This window comes from Nocardiopsis terrae, from assembly GCF_014651695.1.
GTDB classification, from domain to species: domain Bacteria; phylum Actinomycetota; class Actinomycetes; order Streptosporangiales; family Streptosporangiaceae; genus Nocardiopsis; species Nocardiopsis terrae.
In genome coordinates, this window is sequence record NZ_BMXJ01000001.1 from 643,294 (window position 1) to 658,680 (window position 15,387).

16 protein-coding genes are annotated in these 15,387 nt (G+C 68.0%); 12 read left to right on the forward strand and 4 right to left on the reverse strand.

The genetic code is table 11. The annotated features are described in order from the left end of the window. The first annotated feature begins 90 nt into the window (after nucleotides 1-90). The 5 genes from IE195_RS03015 to IE195_RS03040 all read left to right on the forward strand — a co-directional run bounded on the left by IE195_RS03015 (nucleotide 91) and on the right by IE195_RS03040 (nucleotide 5,816). On the forward strand, nucleotides 91-390 hold the full coding sequence (locus IE195_RS03015) for a hypothetical protein (RefSeq protein WP_191267802.1): 300 nt from the start codon (nucleotides 91-93) through the stop codon (nucleotides 388-390). Beyond that, a complete protein-coding gene (locus IE195_RS03020; protein ID WP_191267803.1) occupies nucleotides 387-770 on the forward strand; it encodes a DUF6507 family protein in 384 nt (127 codons plus the stop codon). Before IE195_RS03015 ends, IE195_RS03020 begins: the two co-directional genes overlap by 4 nt. Next, nucleotides 767-3,382: a hypothetical protein gene (locus tag IE195_RS03025; RefSeq protein ID WP_191267804.1), complete on the forward strand. Its 2,616-nt coding sequence runs from the start codon at nucleotides 767-769 to the stop codon at nucleotides 3,380-3,382. The genes IE195_RS03020 and IE195_RS03025 overlap by 4 nt, the downstream gene beginning before the upstream one ends. Before the next feature lie 9 nt (nucleotides 3,383-3,391). Then, on the forward strand, nucleotides 3,392-4,042 hold the full coding sequence (locus tag IE195_RS03030) for a hypothetical protein (protein ID WP_191267805.1): 651 nt from the start codon (nucleotides 3,392-3,394) through the stop codon (nucleotides 4,040-4,042). Nucleotides 4,043-5,228: 1,186 nt separating this feature from the next. Next, nucleotides 5,229-5,816, forward strand: a complete 588-nt coding sequence (locus IE195_RS03040) for a hypothetical protein (RefSeq protein WP_191267807.1) — start codon at nucleotides 5,229-5,231, stop codon at nucleotides 5,814-5,816. Here IE195_RS03040 and IE195_RS03045 read toward each other — a convergent pair. The 3 genes from IE195_RS03045 to cutA all read right to left on the reverse strand — a co-directional run bounded on the left by IE195_RS03045 (nucleotide 5,813) and on the right by cutA (nucleotide 7,461). Then, nucleotides 5,813-6,469, reverse strand: coding sequence for a GNAT family N-acetyltransferase (locus IE195_RS03045; RefSeq protein ID WP_191267808.1), 657 nt, complete (start codon nucleotides 6,467-6,469; stop codon nucleotides 5,813-5,815). The genes IE195_RS03040 and IE195_RS03045 overlap by 4 nt on opposite strands. A gap of 72 nt (nucleotides 6,470-6,541) precedes the next feature. Continuing rightward, nucleotides 6,542-7,123 carry a hypothetical protein gene (locus IE195_RS03050; protein WP_191267809.1) on the reverse strand — a complete coding sequence of 194 codons (582 nt, stop codon included), beginning with the start codon at nucleotides 7,121-7,123 and terminating at the stop codon, nucleotides 6,542-6,544. After that, nucleotides 7,120-7,461, reverse strand: coding sequence for a divalent-cation tolerance protein CutA (gene cutA, locus IE195_RS03055; protein ID WP_191267810.1), 342 nt, complete (start codon nucleotides 7,459-7,461; stop codon nucleotides 7,120-7,122). The genes IE195_RS03050 and cutA overlap by 4 nt, the downstream gene beginning before the upstream one ends. Nucleotides 7,462-7,532: 71 nt before the next feature. On the opposite strand from cutA, the gene pyrE reads away from it, so the two are divergent. Beyond that, nucleotides 7,533-8,066 (forward strand): orotate phosphoribosyltransferase, encoded by a 534-nt coding sequence (gene pyrE, locus IE195_RS03060; RefSeq protein ID WP_191267811.1) that lies wholly within the window; start codon nucleotides 7,533-7,535, stop codon nucleotides 8,064-8,066. A 61-nt stretch (nucleotides 8,067-8,127) separates the two neighbouring features. Here pyrE and IE195_RS03065 read toward each other — a convergent pair whose 3' ends face one another. Further along, a complete protein-coding gene (locus IE195_RS03065; protein ID WP_191268057.1) occupies nucleotides 8,128-8,511 on the reverse strand; it encodes a RodZ domain-containing protein in 384 nt (127 codons plus the stop codon). 417 nt (nucleotides 8,512-8,928) lie between these two features. Here IE195_RS03065 and fbaA point away from each other — a divergent pair, with 417 nt between their 5' ends. The 6 genes from fbaA to IE195_RS03095 all read left to right on the forward strand — a co-directional run bounded on the left by fbaA (nucleotide 8,929) and on the right by IE195_RS03095 (nucleotide 15,356). After that, a complete protein-coding gene (gene fbaA / locus IE195_RS03070) occupies nucleotides 8,929-9,951 on the forward strand; it encodes a class II fructose-bisphosphate aldolase (RefSeq protein WP_191267812.1) in 1,023 nt (340 codons plus the stop codon). 622 nt (nucleotides 9,952-10,573) lie between these two features. Beyond that, nucleotides 10,574-11,335, forward strand: a complete 762-nt coding sequence (locus tag IE195_RS03075; RefSeq protein WP_191267813.1) for an ABC transporter ATP-binding protein — start codon at nucleotides 10,574-10,576, stop codon at nucleotides 11,333-11,335. Next, nucleotides 11,332-12,717, forward strand: a complete 1,386-nt coding sequence (locus IE195_RS03080) for an ABC transporter permease (protein ID WP_229826060.1) — start codon at nucleotides 11,332-11,334, stop codon at nucleotides 12,715-12,717. Before IE195_RS03075 ends, IE195_RS03080 begins: the two co-directional genes overlap by 4 nt. Further along, nucleotides 12,705-13,385, forward strand: a complete 681-nt coding sequence (locus IE195_RS03085; protein WP_229826061.1) for a hypothetical protein — start codon at nucleotides 12,705-12,707, stop codon at nucleotides 13,383-13,385. The genes IE195_RS03080 and IE195_RS03085 overlap by 13 nt, the downstream gene beginning before the upstream one ends. Before the next feature lie 46 nt (nucleotides 13,386-13,431). After that, nucleotides 13,432-13,848 (forward strand): DUF3151 domain-containing protein, encoded by a 417-nt coding sequence (locus tag IE195_RS03090; RefSeq protein ID WP_191267814.1) that lies wholly within the window; start codon nucleotides 13,432-13,434, stop codon nucleotides 13,846-13,848. Between the two features lie 224 nt (nucleotides 13,849-14,072). Continuing rightward, nucleotides 14,073-15,356: an adenylosuccinate synthase gene (locus tag IE195_RS03095; RefSeq protein ID WP_191267815.1), complete on the forward strand. Its 1,284-nt coding sequence runs from the start codon at nucleotides 14,073-14,075 to the stop codon at nucleotides 15,354-15,356. The last annotated feature ends 31 nt before the right edge of the window (nucleotides 15,357-15,387 follow it).

A 15,387-nucleotide genomic window follows, 5' to 3' on the forward strand; every position in this document is an offset into this window, starting at 1 on the left:
TGTCCTTGTCGGTCGTCTTCTCCAGCGGATTCGCTACTCAGCGCAACAACACTGCCCTGAACAGTAACCCCCCGTTAGGACGGAGTATCCATGAAGTTCGACCTGCACGACCCCGCACCTGAGGAGTCGAACTCAAGCGCTCCCGCCTCCCCCGGGTGTCCGGCCCCGGCGCCCGCCGAGGAGTTCGAAGTCGGTGGCGTGAAGAGCAGGTACGGGCGCGCCATCGACAGCACCCTTTCCTCCCTGTCGCAGCTGCGCGCCCACGTCGCGGGGCGTCCGGCACCGCAGGAACCGCTCGGGCGCGATGATCTGCCGTTCGACGGTGAGGACAGCGCCCAAGCACTGTTCCGACCCGACCTGTTCTCCGGCCGGACCGGAGGTGGGCGATGAGTTCCTGGAACATCGACGTCTACGGCGTCCACGGCGTGCTGAGCGTCTACAACAACCAGCTCGGCACCGAGGGCGGCGGACTGTCCGACGAGATCGACTCGACCGCGCACGGCATCGACATGGCCCTGGAGAACGCCAAGAGCCCGCCGGTGGAGACGGCGCTCGCGGGCTTGTTCGAGTACTACTCCAACGAGACCGAGACGATGTTCCTGAAGGGCCTCTCCTGTCTGAAGGGCCTCTCCTGTCTGAAGGGCGCCAGTGACGCCACCAACGCCTACCAGAACGGCGACCACGAGATGGCCCTGACCGCTCAGGGAGAGGCTGGGGAAATCGACGCCCTCGACCTCGACGGGGGCAGTGACGAGGGCGGTGGCTCGTGAGCGGCTTCGAGCCGACCGAAGCCCAGACCGGGGTCGGCTACAACTTCATGACCCTCATCGACCCGGATGCGATCCCCTACCCCGAGACCGACACGTGGTCGCTCAACTACGCCGCCGAGACCCTCCGCACCGGCGGTCAGGAACTGGGCTCCATCACCGAGAGCATGGAGACCACCTGGCAGGGGTTACAGGAGCACTACGAGGCGCCCGAGTCCGAGACCCTGTTCGCGGCGGTGGGCCCGGTGGCGACCATCGGTGAAGGCTTGGAGGGTGACCTGGCCACGGTGGCCACGGCCCTGGAAGAGCTGGCCGAAGCAGCAGCGGAGGCCAGACGCAAACTCAACAGCCTCAGGATCGAAGCGCAGGTGTTCGTCCGCGGCTTAGAGGACCGCAAGTGCTGGTGGCTGACCAAGGACGAAGACAACGACGACTGGTCCATCGACACCAATTTCGGCCTGAAGTCGGACGTGAACAGCGCATGGTCGGACTTCACCGCGGCCGAGATCGCCTGCGCCAACACCATCACCGGAGTCTTCGGCGGGGCTACCTTCAGCAATCCTGATGATGCCACGGGGGCCGACAACGAACTCGTCTACGGCGAGTCCCTGTTGATATTCGATCCGGGGGAGGACAGCCGTTCGGCCGCCCACGCTGTTGCCGCATGGTCGTTGGACAACGTCACCGAATGGGCCGGCCAGGAGCTGAATCCGGAGTCGGTCGAGTTCGACAACAGCAATGTGCAGGCGGCCTGGGACACCATCGCCCTCGGGTGTGTCTGGGGCCCCGTGCAGGGCGCCGTCACCAAGACGGGGTACTGGCACAAACAGAACGGCTGGGCCAGCAACAACGAGGAGTACCTCGACAACCTCGAGATGGCCTGGACCGATACCGCTCTGGACGCGGGGGAACTGTTCGGCGTCCGCAACGAGGACGGCTGGCTCTACGACTACCGTAGCGACGACCCCACGGAGAACCTCAGCTGGGACTGGTGGCTGGGCAACGCCAAGAACTCCCTGGGCGAGGTGTGGGAGGGCCACTCGGCATGGTCGAAGCGCGAGAGCGACCCCGCGTACACGGGAACCCACACCGCGATCAACACCGCCATGCTCGTGACCGGCCCGGTCAAGTTGGGCATCGAGGTCCTCAACCTGGGCAACGGCCGTTCCGGAGACGGTACGGGGGCCGAGGACGGTCCGTACGGCGGCCAGGGCTGGGGTCCCGGCGTCGGAGAGTCGGACCGCGAGATCGCGGACATCATCGGGGAGGGTCGCACTCCGATCAGCGAGCGCCTCGGGGACGTCCTGGAGCAGACACCCACTCTGCCGCCTATCGCCCCGGACCGCCCCAGCACACCGACGCCGGGCCAGGCCCCCACCAACCAGGGCCCCGCTCAACAGGACTCCACCCAGCAGGGCTCTAACCAACCGGACCCCAGGCCCACAACCGCCCCACCTGTGAACGGGAGGGACGGTCAGGGTAACGAGCCCAGACAGCCAAGGAGTGAGGAAAGCTCACACGATGATGACCGACAGGGTCACGGGCCCGGTGACGAAGAACGTCGCGGCAATGACTCGCCCACACCAGTCACCAAGGACAGCAACCAAACTACCGGGGAGCACAAAAACAGCAGAACAGAATACCGTGTAGAACGTGAGGACAGAGAAGAGCCCACACGACCCATAAGCGAAGAACAACATCCAGAGAGGCCTCCTGGTCGCCGCAACGACGAGCAGGGGCAAACTGGACAGGAGAAAACCGGATCCGAATCACGGACGAGGCAGGATGAAGAACCGGCACCGCCCCCTGAGGCAGACGCCGGTGGTAGTGGAAATGGCAATAGAGATGGGGAGCCGCCAAGAACCGGAGGTGAGGATGGTGACGGTGATGGCGACAACGACCGCGATGGCAGCGACAACTACCCCCAAGATCGACCTGAACCTACGCATCCGGACAACCGCAAACCGGATCACGACGGGCCAATGCCACCCGAACTCCGGCCCGCTCTCAAGGAGAGCATCCAGCAGGTCCCTGGTTTCAAACAACTCGGCTTCAACGACAAAGACTTTGCAAACCTGTTCAACTCACTAGAAAACAAGAGATCCAGCACAGGAGCACAAACAGCCGATATAATCCTACAAGGACGCCTGTCCAAAGTCGAGGGATTCAGCGAAATAATCGCTTCACTGAAAAATAAAAACGACCTCCCCGCAAGAAACCAAGAAATGAGAATAGCCCTGGATCTTCTGGATTCCGGATTTCCGCCAGATCGTGTTTCATTCCCCGGGAAAAACCAGAGAACCGGTGAGGATCTTGACGTGGCCGCAAGGAGGGATGGTGGGGCCATCGAGTACGGCTACCAGGCCAAGGTGGTCGAAAACCCCGAGGGCATCAGGAGTGCGCTAAGGAAGATCAAGAAACAGTTTCCCGAAACCTCTGATGCGAGCCACAGAGCTGGGATCATCGAGGCTAACTTCAATATTGACCAGCTTCTGGACAGAGACTTGAAGCCTCTTCATGACGCGATCAGAAAGCAGAACATATCATTCCATATCCACTTTCAGGATGGAACCCTCGATTTCCCCCCAGGGTCCTCGATCTACCCGAATAGATAAGGAAAATATATGCCAATTCTCATGCGGTCACCTGATGAAGTCGGATCGTGGATCTGGTACGTAGAAGCGCCCGAAAACCCTGACATCAGAGACTGCCTCGATGTCCTTGCCAGGGTCGCAGGAGTTCTGGAAAACCACGACCTGATGAAGTCGAATGTCATAGAAACCTGCTGGAATCAATATGGCAAGGGAAAGATCGGAATCTGGACAAAGTCATCTCTCAACACCCCCTTCTCCGACCCTTCATCCGCAGAATTCGTACAGCAGAGCAAACCTGCTGGATTCCCTGATTCTTATGCTGATTATATCGAGACCGTGAGCCTTGGCACCTGGATCGATGAAACTGGCCGAAGGCGCCAGGAGCTGCAACTAATAAATTTGTCAATATCTCCCGAACCCGGAGAGATTCAGGTGGAAATTCGTGTTCACCATGACATCTGGTCCTGGTACGACTTCTCAGGGCACCCTCATCCCAAGGTATACAAACAGAACGCTCCACGCCTTGCTGCGGCACTCGAAGAAGTGGGAAAAACGCTCGAGGTCGATACTGAGAACGGAGAAAGTACGTACTTCGGGGTCTCGGAAGGCTTCTGGATCAAGCGCCCAGACGAAGAAGACCTTGTGGATGGACTCGCCATGGATGCCACCGACAGACTGTGAACCATAGAAAAGGAAATAATTTTCTAAAATTAATCAGGAGAGGACCAGAGAAGCGTGAACTTGGCTTTGACCTACCTCACGCGCGAGTGCACCCACCCCAAGGAACATGCTACCGACCGCAGAACCTGCCTGCCACATTCTCCTTGAGGATAAATTTATGAAACCTCAAATAATACAGACCCTCGGATGGAGAGATAAATACGACAAGGAGGGAGGTTATCTGCGGAGATCTCTGAAGGACACAGCTTCACCAATATTCGGGCCTTGAAGGCGTATCGGGATCACACCACCGCGGAGCTGGCGGCAGGAAGCACCAGCAGAATCGTCTCAAGGCAACTGTTGACCCCAGCCTGTCTGGCCAAGGACGGTTGGCCTCCCTGGAGGTCGAGTCCGACTACCTTCCCGCGGGGATCGTGAACGGTGTCTGACTCGACGCCTTCCCTGTGCGAACCCGCCCCTGTGTCGTCCCTGTTTGTTGATTCCGTGAGGAAGTGAAGCCCATGGTGTTCGTTCGCCGGTCCCGGTGTCGGTCGATCAGACCGGGATCGAGCAGATCGAAGCCGGTCTTTCCCCAGCTGGATCTGTTGCGCGCCTTCCTAGGTGGTGAGCCTGAGGAGTTCGAGCAGACCCTCGTCCAGGAGCTGGAGTCGTTCAGGGAGTACCACGCTCGTGAGGAAGGGCAGGGGATTCGCTCGCGCAGGTGCTGCCGCTCGGGTTTCCGGTAATCCGGTCGCACTTGGAGTCTCGGGCTGATCGACCCCCCGAACATGAGACGGCCACCGCTGTGAGCATGTGGGTGTTTTGGAACCAGACGATCGGCAGTGCCCGTGCCGCCCACCGTAGTAGCGATCGCCCCACTCGACTGGGTGAGGGGGCAGGTCGGGCGTCTCGGCACGGGGCGTGCTCGCGGCCTGACGGCAACGGCGTGGGCGAAGTGCTCAGACCGCTGTCCCCTCTCAAACACGCTCCAAGCCCTCCACCGAACCAACTCAGCCCCGGCCCCCTGCCAGGGGCTTCAGTGTTTCCGGCCGGAGAGGGGATGACGTGGTAGTACGAGGAGGAGCGGCGTGCCACCACGGGGAGGCAGGCACCTCAATTTCATTCACCTATGAATCAAAATACTCAAAACTGCATATCGGCCCCAAAAGTCAGTACCGACATCGATAGCGGTTGGTATCTTCCAGTGATGCTCGCACGCTTCTCGGGGTTCTTCGTCGGTTCGGTGTTCGGATTGGCGTTCGTGCTGATCAACAGTGGTCCGCCCCTGCCACCGGTCGTGTCCCTCGCGCTGCGGGCCCTGGCCGTCACCGTGGCCGTCGCCATCGTCGTACTGGCGCTTCTCGCCATGCGCAGGGACGGCCGGAACACGGGAGGCTCCGCCAACGAGCCGGGGGAAGGACCGGTCGCACCGCGTTTCGGAGCCCTCTTCCGCACCGTCACCCTGGTCGAGTTCGCCCTGATCCTCGGCGGGGTGGCGGCGCTCAACTCCTTCGGGGCCCCGTCCCAGGCGGGGGTGGCCTGGGTCGCCTTCATCGTCGGCCTGCACTTCTTCCCGCTGGGCCTGGCCTGGCGGCAGCGGGAGATCCTCCACCTCGCCTGGTACGCGACCGCCCTCGGCGCGATCGGCCTGGTCATGGTGTTCGCCGGGTACCCGGACTGGGTTCCGCTGGTCAGCGGGGTCGTCACCGGTGCGGGGATGCTGCTCGGCGCCCTCACGGCCCTGGTCCTGATGCACCGCGAGGCCGCCGCCCCGACACCCGAACGCCCGGCCTAGTCGGGCAGTTCGCCCAGCCCGAAGTAGGGCAGGCACGGCTCCAGGCCCTCGACCGTCACCGGGACCGTGCGGTGCCTCTCCCAGTCCTGCCTGGTGAGCCGGTACACGGTCTCGCTGACCTGCCTGCCCCGGACCGCGACCAGGCGTGAGCCGTCCGGCCGGTACCCGAGCCGCCGGGACACCCCGTGCGAGGCCTCGGAGTCCTGGAAGGCCTCCGAGACGGCCGCGTCCGCGCCCAGGCACCCGAAGGCCAGGTGCAGGACGGCGGCACGCATCTCCGTGCCCAGCCCCATGCCCTGGTGGCTCCGGGCCAGCCACGAACCGGTGCCCACCTGTCGGGCGACCGCGAAGTCCTTCGCCGTCATGTCCTGAACGCCGATCACGGTGCCCTCGTGCACCACGACCGCGTTGAAAGTCCACTTCTCCGGTGTCCACGAGGCCATGGACGACCAGTTGTGCTGAATGACCCCGAGCGCCAGGCGGCGGGGCGTCTGGTCCGTCCACGGAACGATGAAGGGCATCCGCTCCGGTTCGTGCACCCCCGAGACCGCGGCCTCGGCCAGTCGGGCGAGGTCGTCGTCGGAGGGCATCCTCAGTTGGAGGCGGGGCGTGTTCAGACGCAGCCCCATCGGGGGGAAGTGCTCGGCGATCATGTCCCGATTCTGGCCGCACGGCGCACCGCTGTCACTCGTGTTTCACCGCCCCGGAGAGCCCCGGACCGCCGTTCAGCGGGTGAGTTCGCCGACGAGTGCGGCCAGCTCGGCCGCCGCCTTCGAGCGGTCCCCCGTGACGTCCCGGACCACCCAGCCGCGCATCCCGGCCAGGTGCGCGGGGTGCGCGAAGGCGGGGTCGGTGAGCAGGTAGCCGCAGGGCGCGTCCGGCCAGTCCGGGACCGCGGGCAGGCGCTCGGTCCGGTAGGCGGCGGGTTCGCCCTCCCTGTCGGGGAGTCCGTCGAGTCCCTGGTTCCGGGAGATGTCCGCGCGGGTCGGGCTGCCCGGCTGGGGCAGCGGGGCGTCCACCAGCACGTAACCGAGGACCGGACGGTGCGCGGCGCGCTGGGCGGCGCCGATCGCACCGAGGAGCGGACCGGAGTCCCCCTCGGCTACGAGTACGGTCGGCGCCCCCGCGGCGACCAGCCGGTTGATCTCCAGGCTCGCCCGTGCGACGTAGCGGGCGGCGTGGGGCGGCGTGTCGTCGTCCGGAACCTCGGGGAGGGCCGGGGGGCGCCCCCGGGCGGTGAGCTCTTCCGCCGCGCCCGGGAGGGAGAAGGGGGCCCGGAGGGTGGGGGGCAGGAGGACGGTGATCACTCGGGGCCGCCCCCGCGGGTCTCGTCCCGGACCCAGGACAGGTAGGCCGGGTTTCCACCCGCGACCGGTACCGCCACGATCTCCGGCACCTCGTAGGGGTGCGTCCGGACCAGGTGCGCCACCAGACCGTCCAGGCGGTCCGCGGCGGTCTTGGCCACCACCAGCCACTCCTGGTCGGCCTGGGTGGCGCCCTCCCAGCGGTAGAAGCTCGTGATCGGTCCGCTCACCTGCGCGCAGGCGGCCAGCCGGTGGTCGACCAGCGAACGGGCCACCTCCTCGGCGCCCTCACGGCTGTCGACGGTGGTCTCCACCCGGACGGTCCCGGTGTGCTCCTGCATGCTCGTCCCAACTCCGGGCCGGGGCAGCCCTGGTCCGCGCGGCCCCACCCGGTGTCCTAGGCTCACTGGTCATGAGCGAACGTGATGAACTCCTGCGTCAGATCAACGATAAGGCGGTCGTGCGCGGGAAGGTGACCCTGTCCTCCGGCAAGGAGGCCGACTACTACGTCGACCTGCGCCGGATCACCCTGGACGGGGAGGCCGCGCCCCTGGTCGGCTCGGTACTGCTGGACACCGTCTCGGACCTGGAGTTCGACGCGGTGGGCGGTCTGACCCTGGGCGCGGACCCGGTGGCCGCCGCGATGCTGCACGCGGCGCACGCGCGCGGCCGCAGGCTGGACGCCTTCGTGGTGCGCAAGGCCGGCAAGGCGCACGGGCTGCAGCGCCGGATCGAGGGGCCGGACGTCCGGGGCCGCCGGGTGCTGGCGCTGGAGGACACCTCCACCACCGGCGGTTCGGTGATGACGGCAGTGGAAGCGCTGCGCGAGGAAGGCGCCGAGGTCGTGGCGGTGGCGTTGATCGTGGACCGCGGCGCGCGCGCACGGTTGGAGGAGGAGGGCCTGGAGTACCGGCCCGTCTTCGAGGTGTCCGACCTGGACGTGTGACCCCGGCTCAGCGGCGGTTCGCGGGCGGGGCCGGTCGGCCCTGCCCGGACCGGGGCCCGGTCTAGGGGTTCAGCGTGAAGGTGTGGCCGGGGCTGCGGTCGGAGATGTCGCGCTGGCTGCCGTTGACGTAGACCTCGACGGCGGCCGGGTCGCCGATGCTGACCTCGAGGCCGTCGGTGTTGTCCGGGTAGTTCACCGAGTGTCCCTGGGCGAGTTCCTGGTCCAGGAGCACGTCCCCGCCGGGTACCCGGACGAACACGTCGCTGGACTCGCCCACCACGCGGATGAAGAGGACGCCCATCTCGTCGGCGTCCACACCCTCGGCCGCGGCCTCTGACGCGTTGGCGCTGACGCTGTCGCCGGTGCCCGGCAGCGAGCGGTACAGGAAGTACCCGCCGAGGGCTACCAGGGTGACCAGGAGCACGACAGCCCCGACGATGGCCATCACCTGGCCGACGCCGCGCGGATCGTTCCTATGCCTTCCCACGGCGACGAATGTAGCGCGTATCACGACAAAAAGCGACAGCAGTCGCCCGGAAGTCCACGATTCACCACTATTCGTGACATAGCCACCCAGGCTCTCTCGGCTTCCCCGGCGCCCCCGCCCCTTGCTTCCACCGAGCCCCGTAAGCTGCGGGTACGTAGCCGATCCGGAGCATTTTGGTCTAGACCTTTCCAATGGCTCCGGCTATTCGGGATACTTGGACGACACCCGGTGGACACGTCCGGACGCAAGGCCCGCGGGCCTTCCCCTGACGACCGGTTCCTCCCACCGGGGGCAACGCACGCGGGGTGCCGTCGGCACGCGAGAGCATCGCACCGGCGGTCGCTCGATCCAGGCCGAACCAGGGAGAGTCAAGCCATGCCCATCGCCAGCCCCGAGGTCTACACCGAGATGCTGAGCCGAGCGAAGTCCGAGGGCTTCGCCTACCCGGCGATCAACGTGACCTCCAGCCAGACGCTGCACGCCGCCCTGCGCGGCTTCGCCGAGGCCGAAAGCGACGGCATCGTCCAGATTTCCACCGGCGGCGCCGAGTTCCTCTCCGGCGCTTCGGTCAAGGACATGGTCACCGGCTCGGTCGCCTTCGCCGAGTTCGCTCGCGTGGTAGCCGCCAAGTACCCGGTGAACATCGCCCTGCACACCGACCACTGCCCGAAGAACAAGCTCGACGGCTTCGTCCGCCCGCTGCTGGAGATCTCCAAGGAGCGCGTGGCCAAGGGCCAGGAGCCGCTGTTCCAGTCCCACATGTGGGACGGCTCCGCGGTCGAGCTGGAGGAGAACCTCCAGATCGCGGACGAACTGCTCGCCGCCTCCAAGGCCGCCCGGACCATCCTGGAGATCGAGGTCGGCGTGGTCGGCGGTGAGGAGGACGGCATCGTCGGCGAGATCAACGAGAAGCTGTACACCACCCCGGAGGACGCCCTGCGCACCGCCGAGGTGCTGGGCCTGGGCGAGAAGGGCTACTACATGACCGCCCTGACCTTCGGCAACGTGCACGGCTCCTACAAGCCCGGCTTCGTGAAGCTGCGCCCCGAGGTCCTCAAGTCCGCACAGGAGGCCGTGGCCGCCAAGCACGGCAAGACCAAGGCCTTCGACTTCGTGTTCCACGGCGGCTCCGGCTCCACCATGGAGGAGATCCACGAGGCGATCGGCTACGGCGTCGTGAAGATGAACATCGACACCGACACCCAGTACGCCTACACCCGCCCGGTCGTCGACCACATCATGAAGAACTACGACGGTGTGCTGAAGGTCGACGGCGAGATCGGCAACAAGAAGGCCTACGACCCGCGCGCCTACGGCAAGGTCGCCGAGGCCGGGATGGCCGCCCGGGTGGTCGAGGGCGCCCAGCACCTGAAGTCCGCCGGCAACAAGATGAAGTAGGACCCCCGCCCGACCGCTCCCCGGCGGTCCGGCGCCCGGTGCCCGGCGGTCGTGCCCCGACCGCCGGGCACCGTCCTTTCCGCCCGGGTTCCGCCCGTTCTCCCGTGACCCGCCCGCCCCGCCCTCTCCGGTGGCACACATAGGTCGCGGCACGAAACGCGCCCGCGGACCGTCCGCATCACGCGGACCACTGGCCTCCGGCACCCCCGCACGAGAGAAACGCGGGTGCACTTTCCACTGCATTCCCCCGCAGTGCGCCCAAAGGCGAGAACGGGCCGCCGACCTCCGGTTTCGAGATCGGGGGCACGGGCATCCCTCCTGCCGCTCTCCCCTCGGACGGAATGAGGACGTGTGAAGGACAGGAACGGACCGGGTCCGCCCGGCGGCCGTCGGCGTGCCCGTTACGGGCATCGTGACCGCCTCGCCCGACAGGGTCGTGGCCGGGAGCAGCCGGACCGGGTTCTCCAAAGGGCCGCTCGATGCTTCCGGGAACTGCGGCGGCAACGGAACGTACTTCACCGAGGCCAGGAGTCCGAGCGGCAACGAACTGTCGTCCGGAAGGGTCGACAGGTGCTGACCAGGACTCCCAGCAGTTCTCCGGCGCAGGGAAAGGGACGGTCCCGTGCGCATCACCACTGAGGGTCTGGACTTCGGTTACCGGGGCCGGAAGAAGGTCCTGGACGGCCTCACCTGGACCGTGGAGCCCGGGGTCACCGGGCTCCTCGGCCCGAACGGCGCGGGCAAGACCACCCTGCTGTCGCTCATCGTGACGCTGCTCCCCGTGCGGGGAGGGCGCCTGCTCGTCGGGGAGCACGACCTGGCCACCGGTACCGGCCGGGCCCGGGCCCGCCGCGAGCTGGGGTTCGTACCGCAGCGCTTCACCCTGGCGGGCGAGCTGACCGTGGCGGACACCGTCGCCTACGCCGCCTGGGTGCACGGGCTGGACCGCCGCGAGTGCGGGGAGGCCGCCCGCCGGGCCCTGGACTCCGTCGATCTGGCCGGGCTCGCCGACCAGCGCACCCGATCCCTGTCCGGGGGCCAGCGCCAGCGCGTGGGCATCGCCGCGGCCCTCGCCCACGACCCCCGGGTCCTGATCCTGGACGAGCCCACCGCGGGTCTCGATCCGGGGCAGCGGCTCCGGGTGCGCGAGGTCGTGGCCGGTCTGGACGAGGACCGGACCGTGCTGATCTCCACCCACCTCATCGAGGACGTCGCCCACCTGTGCTCCCGGATCGGGGTCCTGGCGGGCGGCCGGATCGAGTTCCAGGGCACCTTCCCCGAGCTGGAGGACCTGATCGACGACACCGCTGAGGCGAGTGCCTACGGCTCCGGGTTCGAGCGGGCCTACGACCGGCTGATCGCCCGGGTCGGAGAGCGCCCGTGAACCCGCTCCGGAGCCGGGAGCCCCGGAGCGGGGCGGCTCGGGGCCCGTCGGCCCAGGGCACGCTGACCCGGAACACGTCGGCCCGGAGCAGGTCGACGGCCTCGCCCCTCTTCTGGCCGCTCCCGCCGCCCCTGGTGCTGGTCCCGGCCGTGCTCATCCTCCTCATGACACTGGCTTCGACCTGGGGTCAGCTCTCCTGGCGGGCCCTGGACTGGGTGTACCTCTCCGGGCAGGTGGGGGTCCAGGCACGACTGCCGGTCGTGGTGACGGCCGGGACGGCAGCCCTGGCGGCGGCCCGGTTCACCCGGGCGAGTCTGGTGTTCGCCCAGCCCTGGCAGCCCCGTCTGGGGCGGGATGTCCCGCTGCGGCACGCGACAGTGGTCATCGGCTGGTGCCTGGGCGCCTATCTGGTGGGGCTGCTCCCGCTGACCGCCGCCGTCGCCTCGCAGGGCGCGGGCACGCCGCACCCTGTGCCCGTCCTGGGTGCGCTGACCGGGTTCGCGGCCCTCACCCTGCTCGGCTACCTGTGCGGGGTCGCCCTGCGCGAGCTGATCGCCGTCCCCGTGTCGATCGGTCTTGTCTTCGTGTGCACCAGCCTGCCCCTGGTCGCCGACACCTGGACCGCGCTGTCGCTCCAGCTTCCGTTCACCCCCTCCCTCGGTGTGCGGGAGAGCATCCCGCTCGGCCTCTACCGGCTGGGGTTCCTCCTGCTCCTGGCGACCGCCGCCGTGTGGACGTCCGTCTGGCTCCTGCGGGCCCCACGCCGGTGGTCGGCCCCGCAGGTCACGGCGGTGGTCGCGGTGGCGACCGCCGCTGCCCTGCCCCACCTGTACGCGTTCCCGCTCGTGACCTACGCTCCGGGCGGCTCCGAGGTCTGCGCTGAGCACGAAGGGGTCCGTTACTGCGTGCACGAGGGGCACGCGGACGAACTCGCCCTGATCGTCGAACTGGCCGCCCCGGTCTTCGCCGCCTACGGGTCGTCCGAAGCCGTCCCCGCGCAGGTGCGCGACCACAGCCTGGCCACCGGGGACGACGAAGTGCTGCACGGCGCCGAGCACGGCGTGCTCTGGACGCGCGTCTATCCGGGCTGGGACCCGTACCAGGAGGTACCCGCGACGGCGGCCGTGTGGCTGCTGCCCGACATGTTCGTGTGCGGCGAGAGCGTGGGCAATCCGGACGGGAGGGCACCCTCGGAGCAGCGCCGGGTGACCGTGCTGGTGGAGCTCAAGGCCTGGCTCGTCTCGCGCCCCTTCCCCGGCTCCGCCGACGGCGGTCTGTTCGCCGGGGCCGACCCCGACGAGATCCGGGACTGGATCAGCCGGAACGAGGAGCGGATCGCGGCGTGCGAGGTGGAACCGGAGGAACTGCCGTGGCGACCCTGACCCGGAGCCCAGTCCTCACCTCCCTACGCCCCTGCCTGCTGCCGATGCTGCACGCCCTGGCCGCGGCCGTCGCGGCGGTGGTTCTGGGCCTGGCCGCCCCGGGCGTCGTGGTGCCGGTGGCGGTGTTCGACTGGCCCAACGAGGAACAGCGGATCCCCGTGGCCGAACTGCTGTGCGTGTGCGCGGCCGCCGTCGGCGCGTGGGCGAACCGGCCCCGGCTGTGGGAGTGGGAGCGGCTGGGCGGGGCCCGGACCCGAATCCGGGCGGCCGCGGTGTCCGCTCTCGGCGTGCTGCTGTCCGGAGGCGCCGCACTGGCGCTGCTGCCCCACGCGTCGGAGGCGGAGAACTCCTGGCTACTGGTGACCAACGTCCTGCTGGCGGTGTCCGCCGTGTACCTGCTGGCGCCGTTCCTGGACGCGGTGCCGTCCGGACTGGTCGTGCTGGCGGGGATCCTCCTGGGGGCGGCGGCCTGCAACACGGTGCCGGGGCTGAACCGGGTGAGCCCCTACGCCTACGTGGGATCTGACGGGTGGAGGGCCCCGGACCTGCTCGCCGGGGCGACGGTGCCCGCCCTGGCCCTCGGGCTGGCCCTGGCCGCGGTGGCGGCGCACGCGGTGACGCACGGCTCCACCGCACGGGTCCGGCGGCGCGAGTCGGAGACGGGTTGAGCCCGGCGCTCGGGGGGACGCCGTGCCCGGTGGCAGGATGGGGGGCATGAACCTGCACCAGAACCTGCTGAACGAGCCGCCCGAGACGCGCCTGCCCGACGACCCCGAGGCCCGTGAGGCCCTGGCCTCCGCCGACGACCCCACCCCGGTCGCCGGGCGTTTCCCGTCCTACTCCGCCGCCTGGGCCCGCCTGGCCGAGCTGGCCCTGGCCGACGGCCAGCCGGTGACCGCCTACGCGTACGCGCGCACCGGCTACCACCGCGGCCTCGACCAGCTGCGCCGCTCCGGTTGGAAGGGCCACGGACCGATCCCCTGGGAGCACGCGCCCAACCAGGGCTTCCTGCGCGCCCTGCACGCTCTGAGCAGGGCCTCGGAGCGAATCGGGGACGCCGAGGAGGCCGAGCGCTGCGCCACCTTCCTGCGCGACTCCAGCCCGGAGGCCGCCGAGGCGCTCGACGGCTGAGGCCCCGGCTCGAACACCGCCGTGCCCGGCCCCGGCCTCCGCGGGGGCCGGGCACGCGCCTGCCGCCCGCGCCCCGAACCGCGCCAACCTCCCACTTAACGCGGTTCAAAGGGTCGTGTACGCTCAATACGCAACGGCCCCTGTCGCTGCCTTGCGCCAGGGGTTCATCCATGTTCGGGGTCGGAAAAGCCCCGGTCAGGTGTCGAGCGAAGAGGTAGAGACCAATGCCGGCGATCACGCTCGTGGGTGCCCAGTGGGGCGACGAGGGCAAGGGCAAGGCGACCGACCTGGTCGGTGACCGCGTGGACTACGTGGTCCGTTACCAGGGCGGCAACAACGCCGGGCACACGGTGGTCATCGGCGACCAGAAGTACGCCCTCCACCTGCTCCCCTCGGGCATCCTCTCCCCGAACGTCGTACCCGTCATCGCCAACGGCGTCGTCATCGACCCGGGTGTGCTGTTCGAGGAGCTGCACGGCCTCCAGGAGCGGGGCGTGGACACCTCCCGCCTGGTCATCTCGGCCAACGCGCACCTGATCATGCCCTACCACCGGGCCCTGGACAAGGTCAGCGAGCGCTTCCTCGGCAAGGGGAAGATCGGCACCACCGGACGCGGCATCGGCCCGACCTACGCCGACAAGGTCACCCGCCAGGGCGTGCGCGTGCAGGACATGTTCGACCCCAAGATCCTGCGCAAGAAGATCGAGCTCGCCCTCCACGACAAGAACCAGCTCCTCACCAAGGTGTACAACCGGCGCGCGCTCGACGCCGAGCCGATCATCGAGGAGTACCTGGGCTACGCCGAGAAGCTGCGCCCCCACGTCGCCGACACCTCGCTGATCCTCAACAGGGCGCTGGACGAGGGCAAGACGGTCTACCTGGAGGGCTCGCAGGGCACCCTCCTGGACATCGACCACGGCACCTACCCCTTCGTCACGTCCTCCTCCCCGACCTCGGGCGGCGCGGCCGCGGGCGCCGGTATCGGCCCGAACCGCATCACCAAGGTGGTCGGCATCCTGAAGGCCTACACCACCCGTGTCGGCTCCGGCCCCTTCCCGACCGAGCTCCTCGACGAGCAGGGCGCCTGGCTGCGCACCCAGGGCGGCGAGTACGGCGTCACCACCGGCCGGGACCGCCGCTGCGGCTGGTTCGACGCCCCGATCGCCCGCTACGCCACCCGGATCAACGGCGTCACGGACTTCTTCCTGACCAAGCTCGACGTGCTCACCGGCCTGGAGCGGATCCCGGTGTGCGTGGCCTACGACGTCGACGGCGTGCGCCACGACGAGATCCCGATGACGCAGACCGACTTCCACCACGCGACGCCGATCTACGAGTACTTCGACGGGTGGTCCGAGGACATCACCGGAGCCCGCAAGTTCGAGGAACTCCCCGAGAACGCACAGGCCTACGTGCGTACCCTTGAGGAGATGGCGGGGGCCCCGATCTCCGCCATCGGTGTCGGACCCGGCCGCGACGAGACCCTCCAGCTGCGTTCCCTGGTCTGAACCGGAGACCACCCGTCCTTCCTCCAGACAG